This is a genomic window from Pedobacter sp. MR2016-24 (genome assembly GCF_026239655.1).
Lineage (GTDB): Bacteria > Bacteroidota > Bacteroidia > Sphingobacteriales > Sphingobacteriaceae > Pedobacter.
The window spans coordinates 40,422-62,588 of sequence record NZ_JAPIVO010000002.1 but is presented as its reverse complement, the minus strand read 5'-3'; the positions used below and the strand labels follow the sequence as shown (position 1 = coordinate 62,588).

The following is a 22,167-nucleotide window of genomic DNA, read 5'->3' as shown; positions in this document are numbered from 1 at the left end:
TATAGTTTTTAATTCTTTTTAATAAAATGGCTTTGGTACTTTAGCACTCTCAAATTCTTATTTATGCCTAACCATATCCCTCCTGTATCAGCATCAGATCCATCAACAGCCTTCACCAGACTATTAACAGTATTAGACACACTGAGAGACGAATGTCCCTGGGACAGGAAACAAACGATGGAAAGTCTGCGTCATCTAACGATAGAAGAAACCTATGAACTGTCTGACGCCATTATGGAAGGTGACCTTACCGAGGTAAAGAAAGAGCTGGGAGACGTGATGATGCACCTGGTTTTTTATGCAAGGATAGCTTCAGAAACAAACGACTTCACCATTGTGGATGTATTAAACAGCGTATGTGATAAGCTGATTAACCGCCATCCGCACATTTATGGTGATGTAGAAGTTCAGGATGAACATGACGTAAAACGAAACTGGGAGCAGATCAAGTTAAAAGAAGGAAATAAATCTGTTTTAGGCGGGGTGCCTGCCTCATTACCAGCATTGGTTAAAGCCAGCCGTATCCAGGAAAAAGCAAGAGGTATCGGGTTCGACTGGGAAAATAAAACACAGGTATGGGAAAAGGTAGAGGAAGAACTGGAAGAGTTCAAAAACGAATATAATGTGGTAGACAATGCAGCGATAGACATAGAAAAAGCGGAAGCTGAATTTGGCGACCTGTTATTTTCTCTGATCAATTATGCACGTTTCATCAACATCAACCCGGAAAATGCACTGGAAAAAACAAATAAAAAATTTATCAAACGTTTCCAGTACTTAGAGGAGAAAGCGAAAGAAAACGGCCAGCTATTGCAGGATATGACGCTGTCCGAAATGGATGTATATTGGAATGAAGCTAAGAAACTCTAGGTTTCTTAGCTTCATGAGTATGCAGAATTAAGAATGTTTTTTCTTCATGGTCATTTTGGCCTTCTGACCGATACCATAGTTATATGTTTTGGTATTGCTTTCTTTTTTATCATGGTAAGCACCGCCACCAGCAGGCTCTTCTGGTTTCACTTTCACCACCCTGTTTTTATCCAGACCTTTTGGTTTAGCGGTTTTTTCTACCAGAATTTCTTCAGGTAAGTCTGCAATTTCAATCTTCTGCCCTATAGATTGTTCAATTTTCTTCACCTGCGCCAACTCCATATCTGTAGAGAAAGTAATGGCAACCATTTCCTGCTCCGCAGCCTTATTTTTAATAATACGGTTTAAGAAAGTCTCTTTTTCTTCAGGAAGTTCAAAATGAAATATAAAAGGAATGCCGTTAAGATCTAAAGCATCAGTACCTTCATTGGAAACGACCAATACCCTGGCTTCAGGAGTTTCTTTGAAATCTTCGAAATCATCAAAACCATCTTCATCGAAATGCAGCGGTCTCAGCATAGAGAATTCACCCACTTTTTCACTGGCTATACTTTTAGTCAGTTTCTGAGCGGTCAATCGTGTATTTACAAAAACAACTACCTTGTCGAACACCTCATCATCGCGCAGCAGGTTATGCAGGAGGTTAATTTTCGTTTTATAATTTGGCACCAGATACAATACCTGATCAACAGTTTCCGCTTTAGTATCCCCGAAATCTTCTACTTCCAATACGGTAGGAAAATTCATGAACTGATCTGTCATCTTTGTCATCTTTTCATGGATCACTTCGGTAAACACCAGGTGCTGACATTTTCCTGCACTTCTTGCCAGTTCACAAACAGGTAATTGCATGCCTTGTTTGATGATCAGCTCTGCATCATCTACAATGAAAGTCTGCAATTTACTCAGGTTCAATCCTAATTTAAGATAAATAGCCCTTGCACGGTTCGGGGTTGCCACTACAATGTCGATACCTAATACCAGTTCGTTGATCTCTGCTTCTAAACCGCCTGTACCATATAAACCAACGATATTCAGATCCCTGTTTTTACTGAGTGACACAAACTGATCGATTACAGCAATAGCGCGATCTGCATCGGCCACCAAAATCAATACTTTAGGGGAATCATCTTTCGTGTATTTTAAACGCATTAAAACACCAAGGATATAGGTTGTTGTTTTTCCGGATCCTTCCGGACCTACAGCAATTACATCTTGTCCGCCAAGAATCCTGGACATCGTTTTCGCCTGGATTTCTTTCGGGGTTAAGTACCCGGCGTCAGTCATTGCTGTTACCAGCGCCTTACTTAGTTTTAATTTATCTAATGACACAGTATTTTTATTAAAATTGATATTGCTGCAAATTTACACATTTAAAATAACGTATTGTATCAATATTTTGATACTACAAAAACCGCTGCTGAACATAGAATTTGTAGTTTTATAGCAATTAACTAATTACCTGAATATTCATCAAATGAAGAGAACCTTACTCAGCTTATTTTTAATCAGCGTTTCTGCCGCAGTATATGCACAGGACGCGATTAATTACCAGCAGCCACCTAAAGAGATGGCTGACCTTTTACTGGCTAAACCTACACCAGCAGTGAGCATTGACAGCAAAGCAGAATGGATACTGCTTAGTGAACGTAACTCCTACCCTTCTGTAGAGGAAATTGCAATGCCCGAATTCCGTATTGCGGGATTGCGGATCAACCCGAATAATTTTTCGCTGAGCCGACAGATTTATATCAATAATTTCACGCTGAAGAATATCAAAACTGGGAAAATAGCGACCATCACTGGCCTCCCTGCTCCTCTTTTTGCAGGAAATATAGAATGGAACCCTGGTGAAACGAAAATCTCTTTTACCAATTCTACACAAAAAGGGGTCGATCTGTATATCATTGACATTGCTGCATTGAAAGCGGTGAAGGTGAACAAACAGCCACTCAACGTAGTCCTTGGGAACGGAATTACCTGGGTAGACAGTGAAACATTATTGTACAGAACGGCCACTCAGCCTGCGAGTGCAGCACCTGCAAAACCATTGATGCCTAAGGGACCAACGGTACAACAGAATCTGGGCAAAGCTTCTCCAAGCGCTACTTTTCAGGATCTGATTAAGTCTCCCTACGACGAGCAGCTTTTCGCATTTTTTGCGACATCACAATTGACGCAGTATAAAAACGGTAATTCATCTCTTATCGGGAAACCGGCTGTTTACCTGAGCGTAAGTGCATCTCCTGATAAAAAATACCTGCTGCAAAGAACAATCAATAAACCTTTCTCTTACCTGGTTCCTTCAAGGGGTTTCCCTTCTACGGTAAGCGTGACAGATCTTACAGGAAAACTGGTTAAAGTATTGGCAAAACTACCTTCTACAGAAGGTACACCTTCAGGATATGACAATACACAGAATGTACCGAGAGGTTACGATTGGCGCGATGATGAAGATGCAACAATTACCTGGGCACAGCCACTGGACAGTGGTTTGATCAGGAAAAAAGTAGACTTCCATGATGCTGTTTATGCATTGAAAGCACCATTCTCGGGAGCACCTGCAGAGTTATTCAAAACACAGACCCGCTATCGTGGAACTGCCTGGGGTGATGCTACATTAGCACTGGTACAGGAAGGCCTGAGAAGCAAACAAACTGTAAAAGTAAGTCGTTATAACCCAACCACCGGCAAACTGGAAACCTTATATGAGTTAAACCAAACGGATGCCTATAATGATCCGGGAGATCCTGTAACAGGAAAAAACAAATATGGTCGCCATGTAGTGCAGACAGTTGAAAACGGCACAAAACTATTGCTGAATAATACCGTGGGCTCTTCTGCAAAAGGAGATCTTCCTTTCCTGGCGAAGTTTGACCTGAATACAAAGAAAAATGAAATTATCTGGCGCAGTGCGGAAGGTACATATGAATATGTAGCTGATGTGCTTGACCTGAATAAACTGGTATTGCTGACAAGAAGAGAGTCGCAGAAACAAGTACCGAACTATTACATCAAGAACCTGGTATTGAGAATAGGCGACCAGCAGGTGACCGATTTCAGCAATCCATATCCTCAACTGGAAGGTATCTCGAAAGAAAAAATCTCTTATAAAAGAGCTGATGGCGTAGACCTTACTGGAGATCTGTATTTGCCAAAAGGTTATGATAAGGTAAAAGATGGACCACTGCCAACTTTGATCTGGGCTTATCCGCGTGAATTCAATTCGGCCGCAGATGCTGCACAAATCAGGGGTTCGAAAGACCGTTTTACGATCATCAGCTGGGCTTCTCCTATCTATTGGGTAACGCAAGGTTATGCCGTACTGGACAATGCAGAGATGCCAATTGTAGCGAAAGATGGGAAAAAACCTAATGATACTTTTGTTGATCAGCTGCAATTAAACGCAGAAGCTGCAATTAACAAGTTGTCAGACCTTGGGGTGGGCGACAAAAACAGGATGGCCGTAGGTGGTCACAGTTATGGCGCCTTCATGACTGCGAATCTACTGGCACACACAAAACTTTTTAAAGCAGGTATTGCCCGCAGCGGTGCCTACAACAGAACACTTACTCCCTTCGGTTTCCAGAATGAGGAACGTACTTACTGGGAAGTGCCACAGTTGTATTATGAAATGAGTCCTTTCAGTTATGCTGATAAAATCAAAACACCTATCCTATTGATTCATGGTGATTCTGATGATAACCCGGGTACATTCCCGATTAACAGTGAGCGTTTATTTAATGCCATCAAAGGTTTCGGCGGAACGACCAGGTTTGTCTTCCTGCCTTATGAAGCACATAGCTACCGCGGCAAAGAAAATTTGTTGCACATGTTATGGGAAATGAACAGCTGGTTAGATAAATATGTTAAAAACGCGAAATAGAAGGCGGTAATAATAATAAGAAATCCCGGCTGACCATACAGGTTGCCGGGATTTCTTATTTAACAGCAAAAGCCGTTTGGACTACAGCAAATTATCAACCTTCAGATTTGTTTTACCTGATGATTTATTTAAAGCGTATCGCCTTTAAAGGAGAAATACGGCTAACCAGCATCGAAGGTAAAACAAGCACTACAACACAGATAATCAGAATTGCAATATTCAGCAATACCACATCTGAAACGTGTATTTCAATCGGTACGTAAGACAGGTAATAGTTGGATTGATTGAGCTTGAACACATGGGTATACTGCTGAATAAATGCCAGTCCGAGCCCAAGTATATTGCCCAATACCAATCCTATCCCAACCAGGTAAATGGCATTGTATAAAAATATCTTCATCACCCCGAAGTCTGTCATTCCAAAAGCCTTCAGCATACCGATCATATTGGTGCGTTCCAAAATCATGATCAGCAATGCAGTGATCATATTGATCACCCCCACAATCATCATTAGAATAAGTAGTACCCTCGTATTTACATCCAGCAGAGAAAGCCAGGTAAATATATTCGGAAAGTATTCCTGCACAGATTCAGATTTCAGTTTCATCTCCAGGTTTGCATAAATATCATCAGAAGCCTGACTTAACCTGTTGAAATTTTTCAGCTTCACTTCAATACCACCAACCTGATCCGGCTTCCAGTCATTCAAACGCCTGATAATATTGATATCGCCCAGTACAAAACTTTTATCAATCTCCTCTACGCCGATATCGTAAATCCCGACAATCTTAAAAGGTCTTTTCCGGGGCGGATTCTGCACAAAGTACATGATGAAATTATCACCTGATTTCAGCTTGAGCCGATTAGCCGTATAAGCAGAAATCATGATTTCCCGTGTAGCTTTTATACTGTCTGCGAAGTTGATGACCCTGCCGCTGACCAGGTGTTTACTGATATAATCCCAATTAAAGCTTTTAGTAATTCCCTTAAAATTTATTCCTTCTACCTCGTCATTAGCCGAGATAATTCCCGGTTTGGTAGCATAAGGCTGGAAGTAAGCCACATCTTTATTGTTTTTAAGATAGGCAAGTGTCTTTGCAGAAGGCACAAAAGGACTCAGTTCAAAGGAGTTGTTCAAATCCAGTTTAAAAATCCTGACATCCCCAACATATCCCCTTACCTTTTCCTGAATTTCAGTCTTAAAACCTTTTATAATAGCGATGGACAACATCATTACCGTAAGACTAAGCATTACGCCTGATATCGCAATACGAACGATCAGCTTTGAAAAGGTACGTTCTGACTTAATGGCAATACGCCGGGCTATGAAATATGATGTATTCAAATTGTCTTCTAAATTAACGCGGCAAAAAAATTATTTCAATCTTTCTCACCCAAATTTTAAGCCGTAAAAATGCAATATTTTATTGGATTACACTAATTGAAGAGCGGTTGAGGTTCAGTTAAAAGCCTGATACTAGTTTTCTTTTTTACAATAGTGTTATTGCCTCCAGTGGTTTCCAACTTACAAGAGCTTAATTAAATCATAATACATTATTCGGGTTCTTTTTTTTCATCGGCTTGTAATAAGAATTTAAATTCATTTCTGTTATAGTGTTTTACCTGTCGAATTTGATTAACAGCATCCAATATCAAAAGCCTGCAGGCAGGTTTAGGATCAATAATTACCCAACCTTTGATAAAGTCCATAAGTTGATAGGCCAATCCACTCCCATGAAAATTCTTATGCACCCCTAGCCTACCAACCTTTATTGAAGGATATTGTTTTATGTGCTTTGAATTAGGAAGTTTAATTGAGTTAAATCACACGGAGTTGCCATAGCCCCATTACGGAATTAATTCGCAGTCATGAAAGATCGTCCTAATATCATCCATAGGTCTATTCCCAGCTTGACAAAATCTGCATTCAAATCCGGTCAAATTCGGTCATGCCTTGTCCGACCTATTTATTTGATATAAATTGCATTACATAAAAGTGTTAAACTATATCCCAAGCCAAAAATAAATCGATGAAAAATAAATCACTTCTCTGCGCAGTCAGCTTGCTAACTACAGGCCTTTTGGTATTACTGATGTCTTTTATCATTACTCCCAAACACATCACTTTATACCTTGCCGGCGACTCCACTCTATCACAAAAAGAAATAAAAGCCTATCCTGAGACCGGCTGGGGAATGCCTTTTAAAGTTTTCTTTGATTCTACAGTGACGGTAAAGAACATCGCTAAAAATGGGCGCAGTACCAAAACATTTATTAAGGAAGGTTTATGGGCTACTATAACTGATAGTCTGAAAGAAGGAGATTATGTACTGATACAATTTGGACATAATGACGAAGTGCCTACCAAAGCCAGTTATACTACAGCAACAGATTTTACGGCTAACCTGCAAAGATTTATCAGGGATGTAACTGCAAAAAATGCCAAACCTGTACTCATTACTCCTGCTGCAAGGCGGAAATTTAATTTTGCCGGACAGATAGAAGATACACATGAGCTTTACGCAGCATTAGTGCGCAAAGTGGCAGAAGAACAGCATGTCCCATTAATTGACCTCAGCAAAAAAAGCATGGCGCTGCTCCAGCAGTTCGGACCAGAAAATTCAAAGATGCTGTTTAACCATCTGGCACCGGGTGAAAATCCGAACTACCCGGAGGGCAAAATGGATGATACCCATTTCAATGAACTGGGTGCAAGGAAAATGGCAGAAATCGTATTGACAGAAATCAGATCGCTGAAATTAGACCTGGCTAACAGAATTGTAAGCCCTAAAATCAAATAAGCTGATCAGGATTTTCCCCCATTTTATGATTACCTTTTTTATATGAAAAGTTAAGGATTGAGCGCTTAGCAGGATTTTTGTTAGCTTTATGATTATCTGAAGACAATTCAGCAAAATATGAAACTAACTGTAAACATTATACTCCCGTATTTACTGGCAGCGGCCTCACTTCAGGCCTGCGGAAATCCTAAACCAGCTATAGCAGTACACCGCAGTAAAGCCCCGCTGTCTACGCAGGAAAACCCCGGAAACAAAACTCCTCCGGAAGTTCCTGAAAAGAAAACTGGTGAAGACATACTGACCGGCGCGGCACAAACTGAAAAATATTTACCTGTTCTAAAGGGTAAACGTGTAGGGATGGTCGTTAATCCCACTTCTGTAATAGCCAGTAGCACTTTAGTAGACAGTCTGCTCAGGCGGAACGTGAATATTGTAAAGATATTCGGGCCTGAACATGGATTTAGGGGAAATGCCAGTGCCGGAATAGCGGTACACGATGACGTTGATGAGAAGACTGGTGTAAAAGTAATCTCTTTATATGGGAAACATGAGAGTCCGACGGCGGCCGACTTATCAGATATTGATATCATGGTGTTTGATATTCAGGATGTAGGGGTTCGTTTTTATACTTATATCAACACCTTGCAACATGTAATGGAAGCTTGTGCAGCGAATCAAAAAGAATTAGTGATTCTCGACCGGCCGAATCCAAATGGATTTTATGTGGACGGCCCGGTACTGGATCCGAGACTCGTATCCGGCTTGGGCATCAATCCCATTCCAATTGTTCATGGTTTGACAGTTGCAGAATATGCACAGATGCTGAATGGAGAAGGCTGGTTGAAAAATAAGCTGAAATGCAAAATCACTGTGATCAAGGTAGAAAACTATACTCATGATATGGCCTATGATTTACCTGTGAAACCTTCACCAAACTTAAATACCCAGCAATCTATTTTGCTCTACCCTACGCTATGCCTGTTTGAAGGTACTTACCTGAGTCAGGGGCGCGGAACACAATTTCCTTTTACTGTATTGGGTGCACCAGCGTTGAAAGGGAAATACAGTTTTTCTTTTACTCCGGTAAGTATTAAAGGAATGGCAGAGACGCCTTTACACCAGAATCAGGCTTGTTATGGTCTGGATCTCAGAAATTATGATGTGGAGAAAATCAGAAATGATAAAACACTAAACCTGAAATGGCTGATTGAACTATATAAAGCTTATCCGAATAAGGCCGACTTCTTCAATTTGAAGTTGAGTAAACAAATGGGTAACTTCGATAAACTTGCAGGAGCATATAGCCTTAAGGAACAAATCATTGCAGGCAAATCTGAAAAAGAGATCAGAGCAAGCTGGGAACCTGGTTTGAGTCAATATAAAACAATGCGTAAGAAATACTTGTTGTATCCCTGATCATTAAATTCTATGGACATGAACGAGGAACAGAAAGAAAAAAATAAAAAGCCGAGTAGCAACTTTGAAGAAATCAAACCTAAGGTAGATCCCGGAGATAAGGCGGTGAAGAAACCGGAAGATAAGGATTATACAGAGGACGAGCCTGAATTTAAAAATCCCGCTAAACAGAGAGAACGCGAAGAGCAACCGGTAGATCCTATTAAAAAAGCACCTAAACAGGATTAACCCCTAATTCTTCAACAATCCCTATAACAAAACAGGGTCGTATCCAAAAGATACGACCCTGTTTTGTTATAGGGAAGTTATGACTAAAAAGATGATAAAATGTGATAGTTAGTGGTATGAAACTATAGGTGATAAGAGTTCTGTAAGGGTTTGGTAAGGGTTTGGTAAGCCTTTTAGGCTTACCAAACCCTTACCAAACCCTTACAGAACATTTACCAAAGGCTTAACAAACAGCCTTTCAGACCACTTTCTTACTAGACGTAATACTCTTTCAGAGTTAAGTTAGTACCTTCACAACAGTTTTCTGTGCTGCTTTCAGGAACTTCATTAACACCTTTTCATCGTTCTCCATTGCCTGGATAGAATCGGGTTTTTCGGTATGTATTTTTTTGAGATATTTTGCCAGCTGGTCATTTTCGAAGGCCTCCAGCAATAAGGGATAAACATAGGAACTTTTGCAAACAGCACGGGTATTCCCTAGTTTGCTGGCTACACAATCCAGCACCTGCACAATTACCTTTTTCTTGGGACGCTCTTCTTCCACATTGCAGGAACAGACCGCCAGCTGTCGTAAGGCCTCTAAGGTGCCTCCCCAGGTTCTGAAATCTTTAGCGGTGAAGTCGCTGCCGGTAATTTCCCTGATATAGTTATTGATTTTGCCTGAATCTACACCCCTGTGTTCTTTGCCTTCGGTATAATACTGGAATAAATCCTGTCCGGGTATCTCCATGCACTTCTTTACCATTTTTGCAAGGTTCTTATCATTCAACGCTACCTCCTGCTTCACGCCTTTTTTACCTACAAATTTAAGTTTAAGGGTATTTCCCTCAACTTTAGCATGTTTGGTTCTTAAAGTCGACAAGCCGTAGCTGCCATATAATTGAGCATAATTTTCATTACCTACGCGGATAAGGGTTTTTTGCATCACTTCCACACAAATGGCCAGTACTTTCTGCTCATCATATTCCTTTCTCTTCAGGTCCTTGGAAATCTGCTTCCTTGCATTTGGCAAAGCTTTCCCGAATTCCAGCAACCTGAAATATTTATGATCGGATCTTCTTGAGGTCCATTTTGGATGGTAACGGTATTGTTTACGCTGCGCTACATCCAGTCCGGTAGCCTGCAGATAAGCATTCTTTTTTGAAGCGATCCACACATTGGTCCATGCCGGTGGTAATACCAGCGCCTTGATCCGCGCCAGTTGTGCTTCATCTGTTATTTTCTGATCGTTTTTGTCTGTATAATAAAATTTTCCAGGTTTTCCCTTCCTGTAAATACCAGGCATATTGTCGGTCACATACACTAAACCACTTTCTTTAATCTCTTCTGGAGTCTGAACCATACAAATCAGGCAAAATATGCGTTAAATTTTTAGTTATTTTGCTTAAAAAACACACTTCGATGAAAATAGTTTTTATGGGTACGCCCGATTTTGCCGTTGCTTCCTTAACTGCTTTATATGAAGCAGGATACGATATCGCAGGAGTGGTTACCGCAGCAGATAAGCCCGCTGGCAGAGGTCAGAAATTACAGGAAAGTGCAGTAAAAAAGTATGCTGCAGAGAAAGGCTTAAAGGTATTACAGCCGCTTAAATTGAAAGATCCTGAGTTTATTGAAGAATTAAAAGCATTAAATGCGGACTTACAAGTGGTGGTTGCCTTCAGGATGTTGCCGGAAATGGTCTGGAATATGCCGTCTAAAGGTACCATCAACCTTCACGCTTCTTTGCTGCCGGATTATCGTGGTGCAGCACCAATTAACCATGCCATCATCAACGGAGAAACAGAAAGCGGGGTCACTACCTTTTTCCTGAAACACGAAATTGATACCGGCGATGTGATCTTTTCTGCGAAAGTGGATATTGCAGAAGATGATACTGCAGGTGATCTGCATGATCACCTAATGGCAACAGGAGCTGAACTGCTACTGAAGACTGTTAAGGCAATTGCAGACGATAATTACCAGGAACAACCACAAATAGCTGCAGAGGAGCTTAAACATGCGCCTAAGATCTTTAAAGAGTTTTGCAAAATAGACTGGAACCAGCCGGTAAAAAAGGTATATAATTTAATCAGGGGATTAAGTCCCTACCCTACAGCATTTACAGAACTGAACGAGAAAACTATAAAAGTATTTAAAGCTGCTTATGAAGAGACAGAACCTGGCATCGCAGCGGGCGGCTTTTTGACGGATGGGAAAACATTTCTAAAGTTTGCTGCAAAAGATGGTTTTATCCAATTGCTGGACGTACAGTATGAAGGAAAAAAAAGAATGCTGGTGGATGAATTTTTAAGAGGAATGCGGTTATAGCTTAAAGCTATAACGCATTCAATAAGGTGCCGAGCGACTTGGTCACTTCATTAAAATACCTTTTTTTACCATAGCCCATCACCCAGCGGATGCCTGATGTAGCATTAGTTACAAAAACCTCCTCGGCTTCATTCAAAACCTCGGGATTAATTTGTGCTTCTATAATGGAAATGTCATTGGATTTGGCCATCCGCATCACAACGTTACGCATTACGCCAGCGATACAGCCTTCTGAAAGTGCTGGCGTATAGATTTGCTTATCATAGACTACAAACACGTTGGAACTAATGCTCTCACAGAGAAAACCATGCTGATTCAAAATAAAAGCCTCATCCAGCCGATGCTGCTTTTTGTAAATTCCGGCCATTACATATAATAAAGAATTGCTGGTCTTATAATTAGAGAGCTTGTTTACGGGCTTTACAATTTCATCATATACATCGATAATCAATCCCTTTCTATTGAGCTCATAGCTTTGCTCTTCCATAGCGGAAGCTTCCATTATATAGCCGGATTTATTGCCGTCTGGCGTGTATAAACCATCGCTGTCGCGGTACACGGAAAGGCGAAACCTCACATTATCTTTCAGCTTGTTTTTTTTACAGAGTTCTGCTGCCTTTTGTTTAAGGAAGTAAGTATCGAACAAGATACCGCCATCCATCTTCAGGGCATTCATACCTGCCTGCAGACGATCTGCATGCAGTTCGGGAAACCTGAGTTTGCCGGCCGACATACGCATAGACTCGAACAGGCCGTCACCATACCTGAAGCCTCTGTTTTTGGCTTCCAGAACAGGCTGATTTACAGCAACAAATTCATCATTATGTAAAATATATCCCTGTTGCATCTATCCTTACAGCTGTACGATATAGTTTCTCCACTTGTTCAGTACAGCATCAAAGTCAGGCGGCAACGGTGCTTCAAATTCCATATATTCTTTAGTAGTTGGATGTATAAAACCTAATGTCTGCGCATGTAAAGCTTGTCGCGGTAAAAGCTCAAAACAGTTGGCTACATATTGTTTGTATTTAGTAAACGTAGTACCCTTAAGAATCTTATCTCCTCCGTAATTGGCATCGTTAAATAAAGGATGACCAATGTGCTGCATATGTGCCCTGATCTGGTGTGTACGACCCGTTTCCAACTGACAACTGATCAGGGTAACATAGTTCAAACGTTCAAGAACGGAGTAATGTGTAACCGACCATTTGCCTTTATCTTCTTCATCGTAAACATCCATCACAATCCTGTTCTTTGCACTTCTGCCAATATAGCCGGTAACTGTACCGTTTTTATCGATATCTCCCCATGCAAGGGCAATATATTTACGCGTGATAGAGTGATCAAAAAACTGTTTGGCCAGTTTGGTCATTGTAATTTCGTTTTTACTAATCAGCAGTAAGCCGGATGTATCTTTATCTATCCGGTGTACCAAACCTGGTCTGCCTTCATTACCAGGTAACTGCGGCAACTTTTCAAAGTGAAAGGCCAGTGCATTAACGAGTGTACCTGTATAGTTATTGAATCCCGGGTGAACCACCATTCCTGCTGGTTTATTGACCACCAGCAGATCGTCATCTTCATAGACTATATCCAGCGGAATATCTTCAGGATAAACCTCCGTATCACGCGGCGGATGAGGAAATACGATAGAGATCTCATCAGCAGGCTTAACCTTGTAGCTGGCTTTAACCGTTGCTTTATTCACCAGCACATTGCCTGCTTCTATTGCATTCTGTATCCTGTTTCTCGAAGCATTTTCCATCCGGTGCATTAAAAACTTATCCACCCGGAGTAAAGACTGCCCTTTATCTACAACAATATTAAAATGCTCATATAAATCCTGCTCCTCTAATTCCTGTCCGCTATTCGTGTTCTCCATTAATTGTTTGTTCTTATTTAAATGAAATCCTTACGGCTTTTCATTTTACAAAACTAATCTTTAACAATTACATTTCTGATAAGAAACCATCATGATCTTTCAATTCACACAGCGGAATGATCAGATCATGATAGCTTCATCACAAAAAAACTAAGATATACAGAGGAAATAGTACTGAAACGCTTAATCACAATGATGTGAAATAAAAGACCTGAAAAAAGAGCCTTATATTTGTATCATGTTTGCAGATCTACACAGTCCTTTACAAAAATTGATACATCCTTATTTAACTGATTTGTGGATGAAAAGGGACGATCTGATAGACCCTTATATTTCGGGCAACAAATGGAGAAAGCTGAAATATATTCTTCAGGATGCGAAAAACAAGGGAAAGAAACACCTGGTGACTTTTGGCGGAGCATACTCCAATCACCTGGTGGCGACTGCCGCTGCTGCTGCAAGAGCAGGTTTAAAAGCTACTGCATTTGTCAGAGGGGAAGAAGTAATGAACGAAATGCTGGTATTGTGCAAACTGTATGGCATGCGCCTGATTTTTACAGACCGCGAAAGCTACAGGGAAAAACGCACCTGTTATGATCAGCACTTCGCTACGGATCCCGATGCTTACTTCATTGATGAAGGTGGTGCTTCAGCAGAAGCGGTGGCCGGATGTGCAGAATTGATTGATGAATTAAAGTTTTCCAATCCGGATCATATCTTCTGTGCTGCAGGAACAGGGACAACGGCGGCCGGATTGCTCAAAGGAATTCAGGAGACCGGATTAAAAACGAAATTGCACGTGATTCCTGTGCTGAAGGGCGGAGATTTTATAAAAGAAGAAATCAGCACCTATACAGCACTGACAGAAAATCTGGTTTTGCACACGGAATATCATTTTGGAGGATATGCGAAAACCCAGCCGGCACTGATTAGTTTTATACAGCGATTTACAGCGACTCAGGGGATCCTGATCGACCCCGTATATACGGCAAAAATGTGTTTTGCAATAGAAGACCTGGCCGGCAAAAATTACTTCAGTCCTGATGAAAAGATAATTGCCATCCACACAGGCGGACTGCTGGGCATAATGGGAATGAAAGAAAAGTTGTCACAGACCGCCTTCTAGTTCTGCTTATTTACCTTGTGTTTTATTTCCTGCGCATAGATGAATGAGGTGAGCTCCCTGGTAAAATTATCCAAAGAATGAGCAGACTCCTGAATATATCCTGTCATCTCTTTGAGCTGTTCCGGCGAGTCGGATAGCGTGTCCATCAAACTGGAAAGTCCGATGATCTGTGTTATAGGCTGCCTGATTTTATGGGAAGTGATAAACATCATTTGCTCCAGCACAAGTATATTGGCTTTCTGCTGTTCTTTTGCTTTTTGAAGTTCCGCATTGGCGGCCAGTAATTCTGCTGCCCGCTTTTCTTTCTCTTCATTCTGAAAGGCCAGTTCTTTATTTGCAATCAGTAATTCTGCTGCACGTTTCTCTTTCTCTTCATTCTGAAAAGCCAGTTCTTTGTTAGCAATCAATAACTCTGCGGTACGTTTCTCTTTCTCCTCAATCTGAAAAGCAAGTTCTTTGTTGGCAAGGATCAGCTCTAATGCACGCTTTTCCTTTTCCTCATTTTGAAAAAGAAGTTCTTTATTGGCGATGATTAACTCTGCGGCCCGCTTTCCATTTTCCTTAATCTGGTAAGCCAGTTCATTATTGGCAATCAGTAGTTCTGCTGCCCGTTTTTCGCGCTCTGCATTGTGGAAAGCAAATTCTGCATCTGTTAAGCCACCTCTTTTCTTCCCTTTATCCATATTCTGGTTCGACAAAGATATTTTCTATACTAATTAAGGATTTCATTGATACGGCACGAAGCAGAACATCAAAACAAATACATCCCTGCATTAAAAGGAAGGCATAAATGTAAATTCAGACGTGAATATATAAAAAAACTGTTATAGGAGATACGAAAAGGAGTGTCATTAAGATTTCTTTTATTTAATTCAACAACCAATGCTCCTTGCCATTCCATCCTTCAGCATGAGGAGATGCATCTTTCACACCTAACGGTTTGAGCCAATGAAAATTTTAGTCTAAAATTATGCTTCTTCATTGGAATAGTATATAGCCATAACTGGGTCTTTATACTATTGCACTTACGATGCAAAACATAAAAAACTTAAAAGACATCTGGTAGAAATTGTAATAAACCCACTTTAAAACGTTTAAAGTATGTTTTTATCTTTTCTTCGCTAAATATGGCCTCAATTTGTTATTAAGGGGGTTTTTACTACATTTGAAATGAACCAAAATGTAAAATTATGTACCAACTTAGTGTCTCACCAGAAGAAGTTAACGCAACTTTAAGCCAGCATATTTTAGCTGATGGATTTGATTTGACGTATGACATGGGCCAGAGTAATGGCGTATATATTTATGATTCGAAGTACAAACGCAGGCTGCTTGATTTTTTCACCTGTTTTGCTTCAGTTCCTCTGGGTTATAATCACCCGAAGATGGTGAATGATGAAGCTTTTAAGCATAGTCTGCTTCAGGCAGCTATTGCTAATCCATCTAATTCAGACGTTTATACACAGCAATATGCTGAATTCGTGAAAACCTTTGGCGCTATTGGTATCCCATCTTATCTTCCGCATGCGTTTTTCATTGCCGGTGGAGGATTGGCGGTAGAGAATGCGATTAAGGTAGCGATGGACTGGAAAGTACAGAAAAACTTTACAAAAGGTTACAAGGAAGAAAAAGGCTTTAAGGTACTCCATTTTGAAAAAGCTTTTCATGGGAGAACGGGATATACGCTAAGTTTAACGAATACACATCCTGATAAAACAAAATGGTTTGCCAAGTTCGACTGGCCAAGGGTAAGCATCCCGACAGTGAAATTCCCATTGGAGGATGGCAATTTAGCTATAGCAATAGAGACAGAAGAACTTTCCATTGCGCAGGTTAAACAGGCATTTCTGGAACATAAAGATGATATCTGTGCGATTATCATAGAGCCGATACAATCTGAGGGGGGCGATAACCACCTGCGGGAAGAGTTCCTGATTCAGCTTCGTGCGATTGCTGATGAAAATGATGCTTTTCTGATTTATGATGAGGTACAGACCGGGGTTGGACTGACGGGTAAATTCTGGTGCCATCAGCATTACAGTGAAAAAGCAAGGCCGGATATTCTTGCTTTCGGCAAAAAAATGCAGGTATGCGGCATATTAGTAGGCCACAAAGTCGATGAAATAGAAAATAATGTATTCCGGATTCCATCAAGGATTAATTCTACCTGGGGCGGTAATCTTGTGGATATGGTGAGGTCTACACAGATACTGCAGATTTTGCATGATGATCAGTTGTGTAATAACGCGGCTGAAGTAGGCCGGTACCTGATGGATCACCTCCATGCGCTTGCTGAAAAATATGATCAGATCAGTAATGTCAGGGGAAAAGGTTTGCTATGTGCTTTTGATTTTCCGGATACTGACATGCGTAATACCTTTATTCAAAAAGGTTTAGCACAAAACGTGATGTTCCTTGGATGCGGTGCACAGACTATCCGCTTCAGACCTGCGTTAATTATGGAAAAAAGTCACATAGATCTCGGAGTGGAGGTGATGACTAAAATATTAGCTGCTTTATAAATGAGGAATAAAAAAGTAAATATCTTTCTGGGTGTCCTGGTATTTTTTCTGGTGATCTGGATGTTAAAGGGTACGTTTTTTCAGCCGGGTTCGGGCGACCTTAAAGGAGGATTTAAAGATGTTGCCCAATACAGAAATGAGAATAATACAGGCCCCGTTCAGTATGTATTTGTGGTTAGCGTAAAGGATACGGCATGGTCAGAAATGGAGACCTTCGGCAATTACAAACCACATCTTAAAGGGGGTACTACCAAGGTTTATTATTTTATGGAGGGCAGTGCTACGCCTGCAGCGCTCTATCCGGGAGCTATAAATTTTGATAGTTCTTTCAACAAGTCCTGTATCGCAATGTATGAAAAAGGACCTGTCGGACATACAAGTGTGACAAAACACCCGTTCAAATACGTCCCATAAGATTAAAAAGCAGTTAAGATTGCATTATACTATTGGTTTTCAGATTTAGATAGGCGAAAGGTTATTATATTTACTTAATAACCTGTATATAAAGCCGTTGATATGAATACTTTCGAAAAATTCGCAGATCAGATTGAAAAGACGAAGCTGCGTACGGTCATCTCCGCATTTATACCCGCGGCCAGCCACAAAATGATAGCCGGGCCTACTGCCGCAAAAGTGATCCCCCGTCAAATGGATTATTACCTGAAGGAGCACGACCTCAGCATCAATCAGTTTATTAACGATCATTTACTGAGAGAGCGTGTAATTAAAGGTGATGACACACTGGATGCGAATTACCTGGAAAAAGGACTTCGGGCTTCAAAAGCAGTATGCAGGATAAATATCGTTTCACAGGAAGGTGATGAAGGCTTTGGCACCGGCTTTTTAATTGCCCCCAATATTCTGATTACCAATAACCATGTACTGCCGGATAAAAATTACGCAACCTATTCTTATGCCGAATTTGATTATGAAAAAGGGGCAAATGATTTACCCCTACCCGTAAAAGTATTCCGTTTTAATGCTGCTCAGTTATTTTACACCAATGAAGAGCTGGATTATACGATAGTTTGGGTGGAAAGTATAACGACGGACGGTTTGGGCCAATTGGGCGAATTCGGGTTCCTGAAGCTTAATTCCAACCTGGGTAAAACCAAGGAGGGCAATTACGTTTCTATCATCCAGCATCCTGATGGAAAGATGAAAAAGGTAGCACTGAGAGCAAATCAGGTTACCAATCTTTCTATGCCAAAATTCATCAGATATGTGACGGATACAAAAAGCGGATCGTCCGGTGCTCCTGTTTTTAATGATAAATGGGAAGCCGTCGCGGTGCATCATGCAGGCATCCCCCGATATAATGAAGAAGGGGAAATATTGAATTTAGCAGGAGAGCCCTGGGATAAGTCGCAGGGCGAATTGCAGGTAGACTGGCTGGAAAATGAAGGGGTGAGAGTGAGCAGTGTTGTGTATGACATCACAACTGAAGCGATGCTGAGTTACCCCTTTTTACTGGAGTATTTTAAGCCCGTTAGCGACATCAGTATGATCAGTACCTCTATGGGAATTGATACGGAAGAACTGAAAGATGAAATCTATTATCCTGAAGAAAAAGATAAAACAGATCAGCTGAATTATTATAAGAAAATAAGTGATCTGAAGCTGGCAACTTTTGATCAGTTACATCAGCTGCTGGAACGTACACATAGCAATCACCATAACTATAGTCCTTCCAGATATGTATACCCCAAGGTAGACCTTTACCCTGATGGCGTCCTGAGAAGTATTTATTCGGGCAAGGAATTCACTTCCCAGGAATTGATACTTGAAGATAAAAAGGTAGATATCGAAAGAGAACTGAAGTTTATTGAACTGGCAAAAAAAGAGAATAAAATTACACAGGAAGCCTATAATCTCGAAGTAGAAGCACTGGAAGCAGCCTTACCCTATAATTGTGAACATGTAGTCTGCCAGTCGTGGTTTAATAAACAAGAACCCATGCGGGGCGATCTTCACCATTTGTTTGCCTGCGAATCCCGCTGTAACAGCTTCAGGAATAACCATGTTTATGATGATTTTCCGGGTTATGAACCACAGCTTTTACCATTGGAAGTAGAAAGACCCTCCTGTGGAAACATGGAAAATAATAAATTTGAGCCAGAGCAAAACAAAGGCATCGTTGCCCGTGCAGTATTGTACTTCCTGGTCAGGTATCCCAGGGCAATTACGGTTTACAAAAAAGAGGATTTAGTCATGTTAAAGCGTTGGGCAAAAGATCAGCCTGTCACCTTGTACGAGAAACACCGGAACCGGGAAATCTACCTGTTGCAGGGCAACAGGAATCCCTTTATTGATTTCCCTGAACTGACAGCGCATATTGAGCTGGCAGAAGCCATCTGATAAATGAGAAGACCTCAGGAATCAGGCTACTCCTATGAGCGGATCCTGATTCCTGAGGTCTTTTTATAAAGATATATCTTTCGCTATGCTAGCAGCTTCTTATAGTTTGATCAGTTCAGCTAATTTAGACTGCAGTTCTTCTCCTCTCAGGTTAGAAGCTACAATTTTACCAGTTGGATCAATCAGGTAATTCTGAGGAATGCTTCTGATACCGTATAATTTAGCAACATCGTTGTTCCAGAATTTAAGGTCAGATACCTGAGTCCATGCCAATCCGTCTTTCGCAATAGCTGCTAACCATGCATCTTTTTTACCCGGCTGATCTAATGATACGCCCAGTACAGTAAATCCTTTGTCTTTGAATTTGTTGAAAGCAGTAACAACATTCGGGTTTTCCGCACGACAAGGTCCACACCATGAAGCCCAGAAGTCTAACAATACATATTTACCACGGAAACTGGATAGTGAAACCGGTTTGTCATTCACATCATTCTGTGTAAAATCCGGCGCCATTGCACCAACTGAAGTCGCCCGTGCCCCTTCAATAGCTTTTGCAAACTCTACACCTGCAGGCGTAGCACGAAGTTTAGCAGAAAGACCTTTGAAAGCAGGTTCAACTTTCGCGATATCAAACCCGTTCTGAGTACTTTCCTGCAATGCTAAAAGACTGAAATAAGAATCAGGATTAGCTTTAATAAAAGAAGCCTGCAACGTTTCTATTTCGCCTGCTGCTTTTTCATAACGTGCACCCATCGCTGCGCGGTATGCTGCATCTTTTTGTTTTTCTTCAGGAGCTGAACCGTATTCTGCATTAATTGCTTTCATCTCATTTAAAGGAGCAGCAATAAATTTATTGTAAGCCGCATTCTCATCATTCAGTTTAGATCCGGTTACAACAACGTTCTTTACAGAATCTTTTGCTGAAACATTAATAGTAGCTGGTTCAAGGAATACAACAACATTATCAGCACTTCTTCCCAATGCTTTTAATCCCGCTCCGGTATGGTCAACGATAATCCTTGCACCTGTAGGACCATTCACTGTTCCCTTGAATGCAAATGCACCTTTGTTAATGACAGCTGAATCCATGATTTGCTTTCCGTCTGCCATATAGTTCAGATATGCCTTTGCAGGAGCATTCAGCGTACCCAGTTTCCCGTTTAACGTGAAAGCACCTTGTTGTGCGAAAGCTAAAGCAGGAGATGCCAATAGTAATGATAACATTAATTTTTTCATGTGTTTTTTAGTTTTTTTGTAATCATGTTTGTGCGATCTCTGTACCTCAGAGACATACGCTTAAACATTTTAGGCCTCGTAAATATATTCTAAATTAAAAACAAAATCACAGAATAAGATCTACGTAACTAAAAAATAACGTATTAATGGTCATTATCGTACAAATTCTACACAAAAGCGGAAAAACCAGTGATTGCCCGACCTACAATGAGTGAATTGATCTCTTTTGTCCCTTCATAGGAATAGATCGCCTCTGCATCAGCAACAAAGCGTGCCACATCATATTCCAGCAATATACCATTTCCACCCATTACCTCTCTGGCCCTGCTCACCACATCCCTGGTACGCAAAGAACAGAATACCTTGGCTAGTGAAGCATGCTCATCTGTTAATAATCCCTGATCCTGTAATTGTGACAAGCGAAAGCAAAGTGTTTGCATTGCTGTTAGATTTGACAGCATTTCCACGAGGTGATTTTGTATCAGCTGGAAGGAGGCAATAGGTTTACCAAATTGTTTACGCGTCTGCGTATAAGCCAGCGCACTTTCGTAAGCTCCCCTGGCACATCCGACTGCCTGCCAGGCAACTCCGGCCCTTGTCATTCTCAACACCTTGGCCGTATCTTTAAAGGAGTTGGCATTTTGCAGGCGGTCAGTTTCCTCCACCTCACAGTCGGTCAGTGTAATCAGCCCGTTCTGCACAATGCGCAAGGCCATTTTATCTTTCATTTTTTCTACGGAAATGCCTTTGTTACCTTTTCTGACCAAGAAGCCTTTCACCTCATTATCGTCAACATCCCTGGCCCAGATAATCGTTACATCAGAAAATGTAGCATTACCAATCCATTTTTTCTGTCCGTTGATGATCCATTTATTACCGGTTCTTTTAGCCGTGGTCGTCAGCCCGCCCGCAGCAGCAGATCCTACCTCAGGTTCTGTCAATCCAAATGCCCCGATAATTTTCATCTGCTGCATTTCCGGAAGCCACTCCTGTTTCTGCTCCTCTGAACCCAGCAGATAAATTGATCCCATAGCCAGGCCGCTTTGCACCCCAAAAAAGGTGGACATAGAGGTATCTACCCTGGCCATTTCCATCGCGAGTATGCCTTCCATCAGGTTGGATTTACCGGGACAGCCATAACCCTGATAGGTTAGTCCGCAGATATTGAGTTCGGCGATCTTCGGAATCAGTTCAAAGGGAAATTCCGCTTTTAACCAGTAGTCATTAACCAGAGGTTTAACCTCTTTTTCGAGAAAAGCCCTGACCTTAAGCTGCAGTGCCCGCTCCTCTTCATTTAAAGAATCGCCCAAATGATAAAAATCACCATTGATAGCTGGCAGTTCTCTCTTTTTATGAGGCGTCCCGAGCATCTTCATTAAGCCATTGATCTGGGTTTCATCCAGACTTGCCACTGAATCTACAATTTTCTTCAGGTCTACTTTTTTTGATAAGGCATCCAGCTTTTCAAAATCAACACTTTGATAAAGCGCATATGCGTTTTTTATTTTAGAGAATATACCAGCCATATTTGG

The 22,167-nt window shown here is 41.0% G+C and carries 19 protein-coding genes; 10 read left to right on the top strand and 9 right to left on the bottom strand.

Going from position 1 to position 22,167, the window contains the following annotated elements; genetic code table 11:
- Positions 1-63 precede the first annotated feature (63 nt).
- Positions 64-870, top strand: a complete 807-nt coding sequence (gene mazG / locus OQX62_RS04455; RefSeq protein ID WP_265830208.1) for a nucleoside triphosphate pyrophosphohydrolase — start codon at positions 64-66, stop codon at positions 868-870.
- A gap of 27 nt (positions 871-897) precedes the next feature.
- Here mazG and OQX62_RS04450 read toward each other — a convergent pair whose 3' ends face one another.
- Positions 898-2,202, bottom strand: coding sequence for a DEAD/DEAH box helicase (locus OQX62_RS04450; protein WP_265830207.1), 1,305 nt, complete (start codon positions 2,200-2,202; stop codon positions 898-900).
- A 145-nt stretch (positions 2,203-2,347) separates the two neighbouring features.
- Between OQX62_RS04450 and OQX62_RS04445 the strand changes: the two genes are divergently transcribed.
- Positions 2,348-4,756 (top strand): alpha/beta hydrolase family protein, encoded by a 2,409-nt coding sequence (locus OQX62_RS04445; RefSeq protein WP_265830206.1) that lies wholly within the window; start codon positions 2,348-2,350, stop codon positions 4,754-4,756.
- Between the two features lie 124 nt (positions 4,757-4,880).
- Here OQX62_RS04445 and OQX62_RS04440 read toward each other — a convergent pair whose 3' ends face one another.
- Complete coding sequence (locus OQX62_RS04440; RefSeq protein WP_265830205.1) at positions 4,881-6,101, bottom strand: ABC transporter permease; 1,221 nt, start codon at positions 6,099-6,101, stop codon at positions 4,881-4,883.
- A gap of 209 nt (positions 6,102-6,310) precedes the next feature.
- Positions 6,311-6,466 (bottom strand): hypothetical protein, encoded by a 156-nt coding sequence (locus OQX62_RS04435; protein ID WP_265830204.1) that lies wholly within the window; start codon positions 6,464-6,466, stop codon positions 6,311-6,313.
- Positions 6,467-6,786: 320 nt separating this feature from the next.
- Here OQX62_RS04435 and OQX62_RS04430 point away from each other — a divergent pair, with 320 nt between their 5' ends.
- The 3 genes from OQX62_RS04430 (at position 6,787) to OQX62_RS04420 (ending at position 9,201) form a co-directional block, all read left to right on the top strand.
- The gene (locus tag OQX62_RS04430) at positions 6,787-7,557 is read left to right on the top strand and encodes a rhamnogalacturonan acetylesterase (protein ID WP_265830203.1); all 771 of its coding nucleotides are present in this window, start codon (positions 6,787-6,789) and stop codon (positions 7,555-7,557) included.
- A 117-nt stretch (positions 7,558-7,674) separates the two neighbouring features.
- Entirely contained in the window at positions 7,675-8,973 is a 1,299-nt protein-coding gene (locus OQX62_RS04425; RefSeq protein ID WP_265830202.1) for a DUF1343 domain-containing protein, read from the top strand.
- Between the two features lie 18 nt (positions 8,974-8,991).
- The gene (locus OQX62_RS04420; protein WP_265830201.1) at positions 8,992-9,201 is read left to right on the top strand and encodes a hypothetical protein; all 210 of its coding nucleotides are present in this window, start codon (positions 8,992-8,994) and stop codon (positions 9,199-9,201) included.
- Positions 9,202-9,478: 277 nt separating this feature from the next.
- Here OQX62_RS04420 and OQX62_RS04415 read toward each other — a convergent pair whose 3' ends face one another.
- The gene (locus OQX62_RS04415) at positions 9,479-10,543 is read right to left on the bottom strand and encodes a DNA topoisomerase IB (RefSeq protein WP_265830200.1); all 1,065 of its coding nucleotides are present in this window, start codon (positions 10,541-10,543) and stop codon (positions 9,479-9,481) included.
- Between the two features lie 59 nt (positions 10,544-10,602).
- Between OQX62_RS04415 and fmt the strand changes: the two genes are divergently transcribed.
- Positions 10,603-11,511 carry a methionyl-tRNA formyltransferase gene (gene fmt / locus OQX62_RS04410; protein WP_265830199.1) on the top strand — a complete coding sequence of 303 codons (909 nt, stop codon included), beginning with the start codon at positions 10,603-10,605 and terminating at the stop codon, positions 11,509-11,511.
- A 7-nt stretch (positions 11,512-11,518) separates the two neighbouring features.
- Here fmt and OQX62_RS04405 read toward each other — a convergent pair whose 3' ends face one another.
- Both OQX62_RS04405 and OQX62_RS04400 read right to left on the bottom strand, forming a co-directional pair.
- Positions 11,519-12,358, bottom strand: a complete 840-nt coding sequence (locus OQX62_RS04405) for an aminotransferase class IV (RefSeq protein ID WP_265830198.1) — start codon at positions 12,356-12,358, stop codon at positions 11,519-11,521.
- A gap of 6 nt (positions 12,359-12,364) precedes the next feature.
- Positions 12,365-13,393, bottom strand: coding sequence for an RluA family pseudouridine synthase (locus OQX62_RS04400; protein WP_265830197.1), 1,029 nt, complete (start codon positions 13,391-13,393; stop codon positions 12,365-12,367).
- A 238-nt stretch (positions 13,394-13,631) separates the two neighbouring features.
- Between OQX62_RS04400 and OQX62_RS04395 the strand changes: the two genes are divergently transcribed.
- Positions 13,632-14,519, top strand: coding sequence for a 1-aminocyclopropane-1-carboxylate deaminase/D-cysteine desulfhydrase (locus OQX62_RS04395; protein WP_265830196.1), 888 nt, complete (start codon positions 13,632-13,634; stop codon positions 14,517-14,519).
- On the opposite strand, the gene OQX62_RS04390 is transcribed toward OQX62_RS04395, so the two are convergent.
- Entirely contained in the window at positions 14,516-15,217 is a 702-nt protein-coding gene (locus OQX62_RS04390; protein WP_265830195.1) for a histidine kinase dimerization/phospho-acceptor domain-containing protein, read from the bottom strand. The two genes, OQX62_RS04395 and OQX62_RS04390, sit on opposite strands and share 4 nt — an antisense overlap.
- Positions 15,218-15,709: 492 nt before the next feature.
- Here OQX62_RS04390 and lat point away from each other — a divergent pair, with 492 nt between their 5' ends.
- The 3 genes from lat to OQX62_RS04375 all read left to right on the top strand — a co-directional run bounded on the left by lat (position 15,710) and on the right by OQX62_RS04375 (position 19,399).
- Positions 15,710-17,041 (top strand): L-lysine 6-transaminase, encoded by a 1,332-nt coding sequence (lat, locus tag OQX62_RS04385; protein ID WP_265830194.1) that lies wholly within the window; start codon positions 15,710-15,712, stop codon positions 17,039-17,041.
- On the top strand, positions 17,042-17,455 hold the full coding sequence (locus OQX62_RS04380; protein ID WP_265830193.1) for a hypothetical protein: 414 nt from the start codon (positions 17,042-17,044) through the stop codon (positions 17,453-17,455).
- Positions 17,456-17,557: 102 nt separating this feature from the next.
- Entirely contained in the window at positions 17,558-19,399 is a 1,842-nt protein-coding gene (locus OQX62_RS04375) for an endonuclease (RefSeq protein WP_265830192.1), read from the top strand.
- Between the two features lie 99 nt (positions 19,400-19,498).
- Here the strand turns inward: OQX62_RS04375 and OQX62_RS04370 are convergent, their stop codons facing one another.
- Both OQX62_RS04370 and OQX62_RS04365 read right to left on the bottom strand, forming a co-directional pair.
- Positions 19,499-20,635 (bottom strand): TlpA disulfide reductase family protein, encoded by a 1,137-nt coding sequence (locus OQX62_RS04370; protein WP_265830191.1) that lies wholly within the window; start codon positions 20,633-20,635, stop codon positions 19,499-19,501.
- Between the two features lie 167 nt (positions 20,636-20,802).
- Positions 20,803-22,161, bottom strand: coding sequence for an acyl-CoA dehydrogenase family protein (locus OQX62_RS04365; protein ID WP_265830190.1), 1,359 nt, complete (start codon positions 22,159-22,161; stop codon positions 20,803-20,805).
- Between the last annotated feature and the right edge of the window lie 6 nt (positions 22,162-22,167).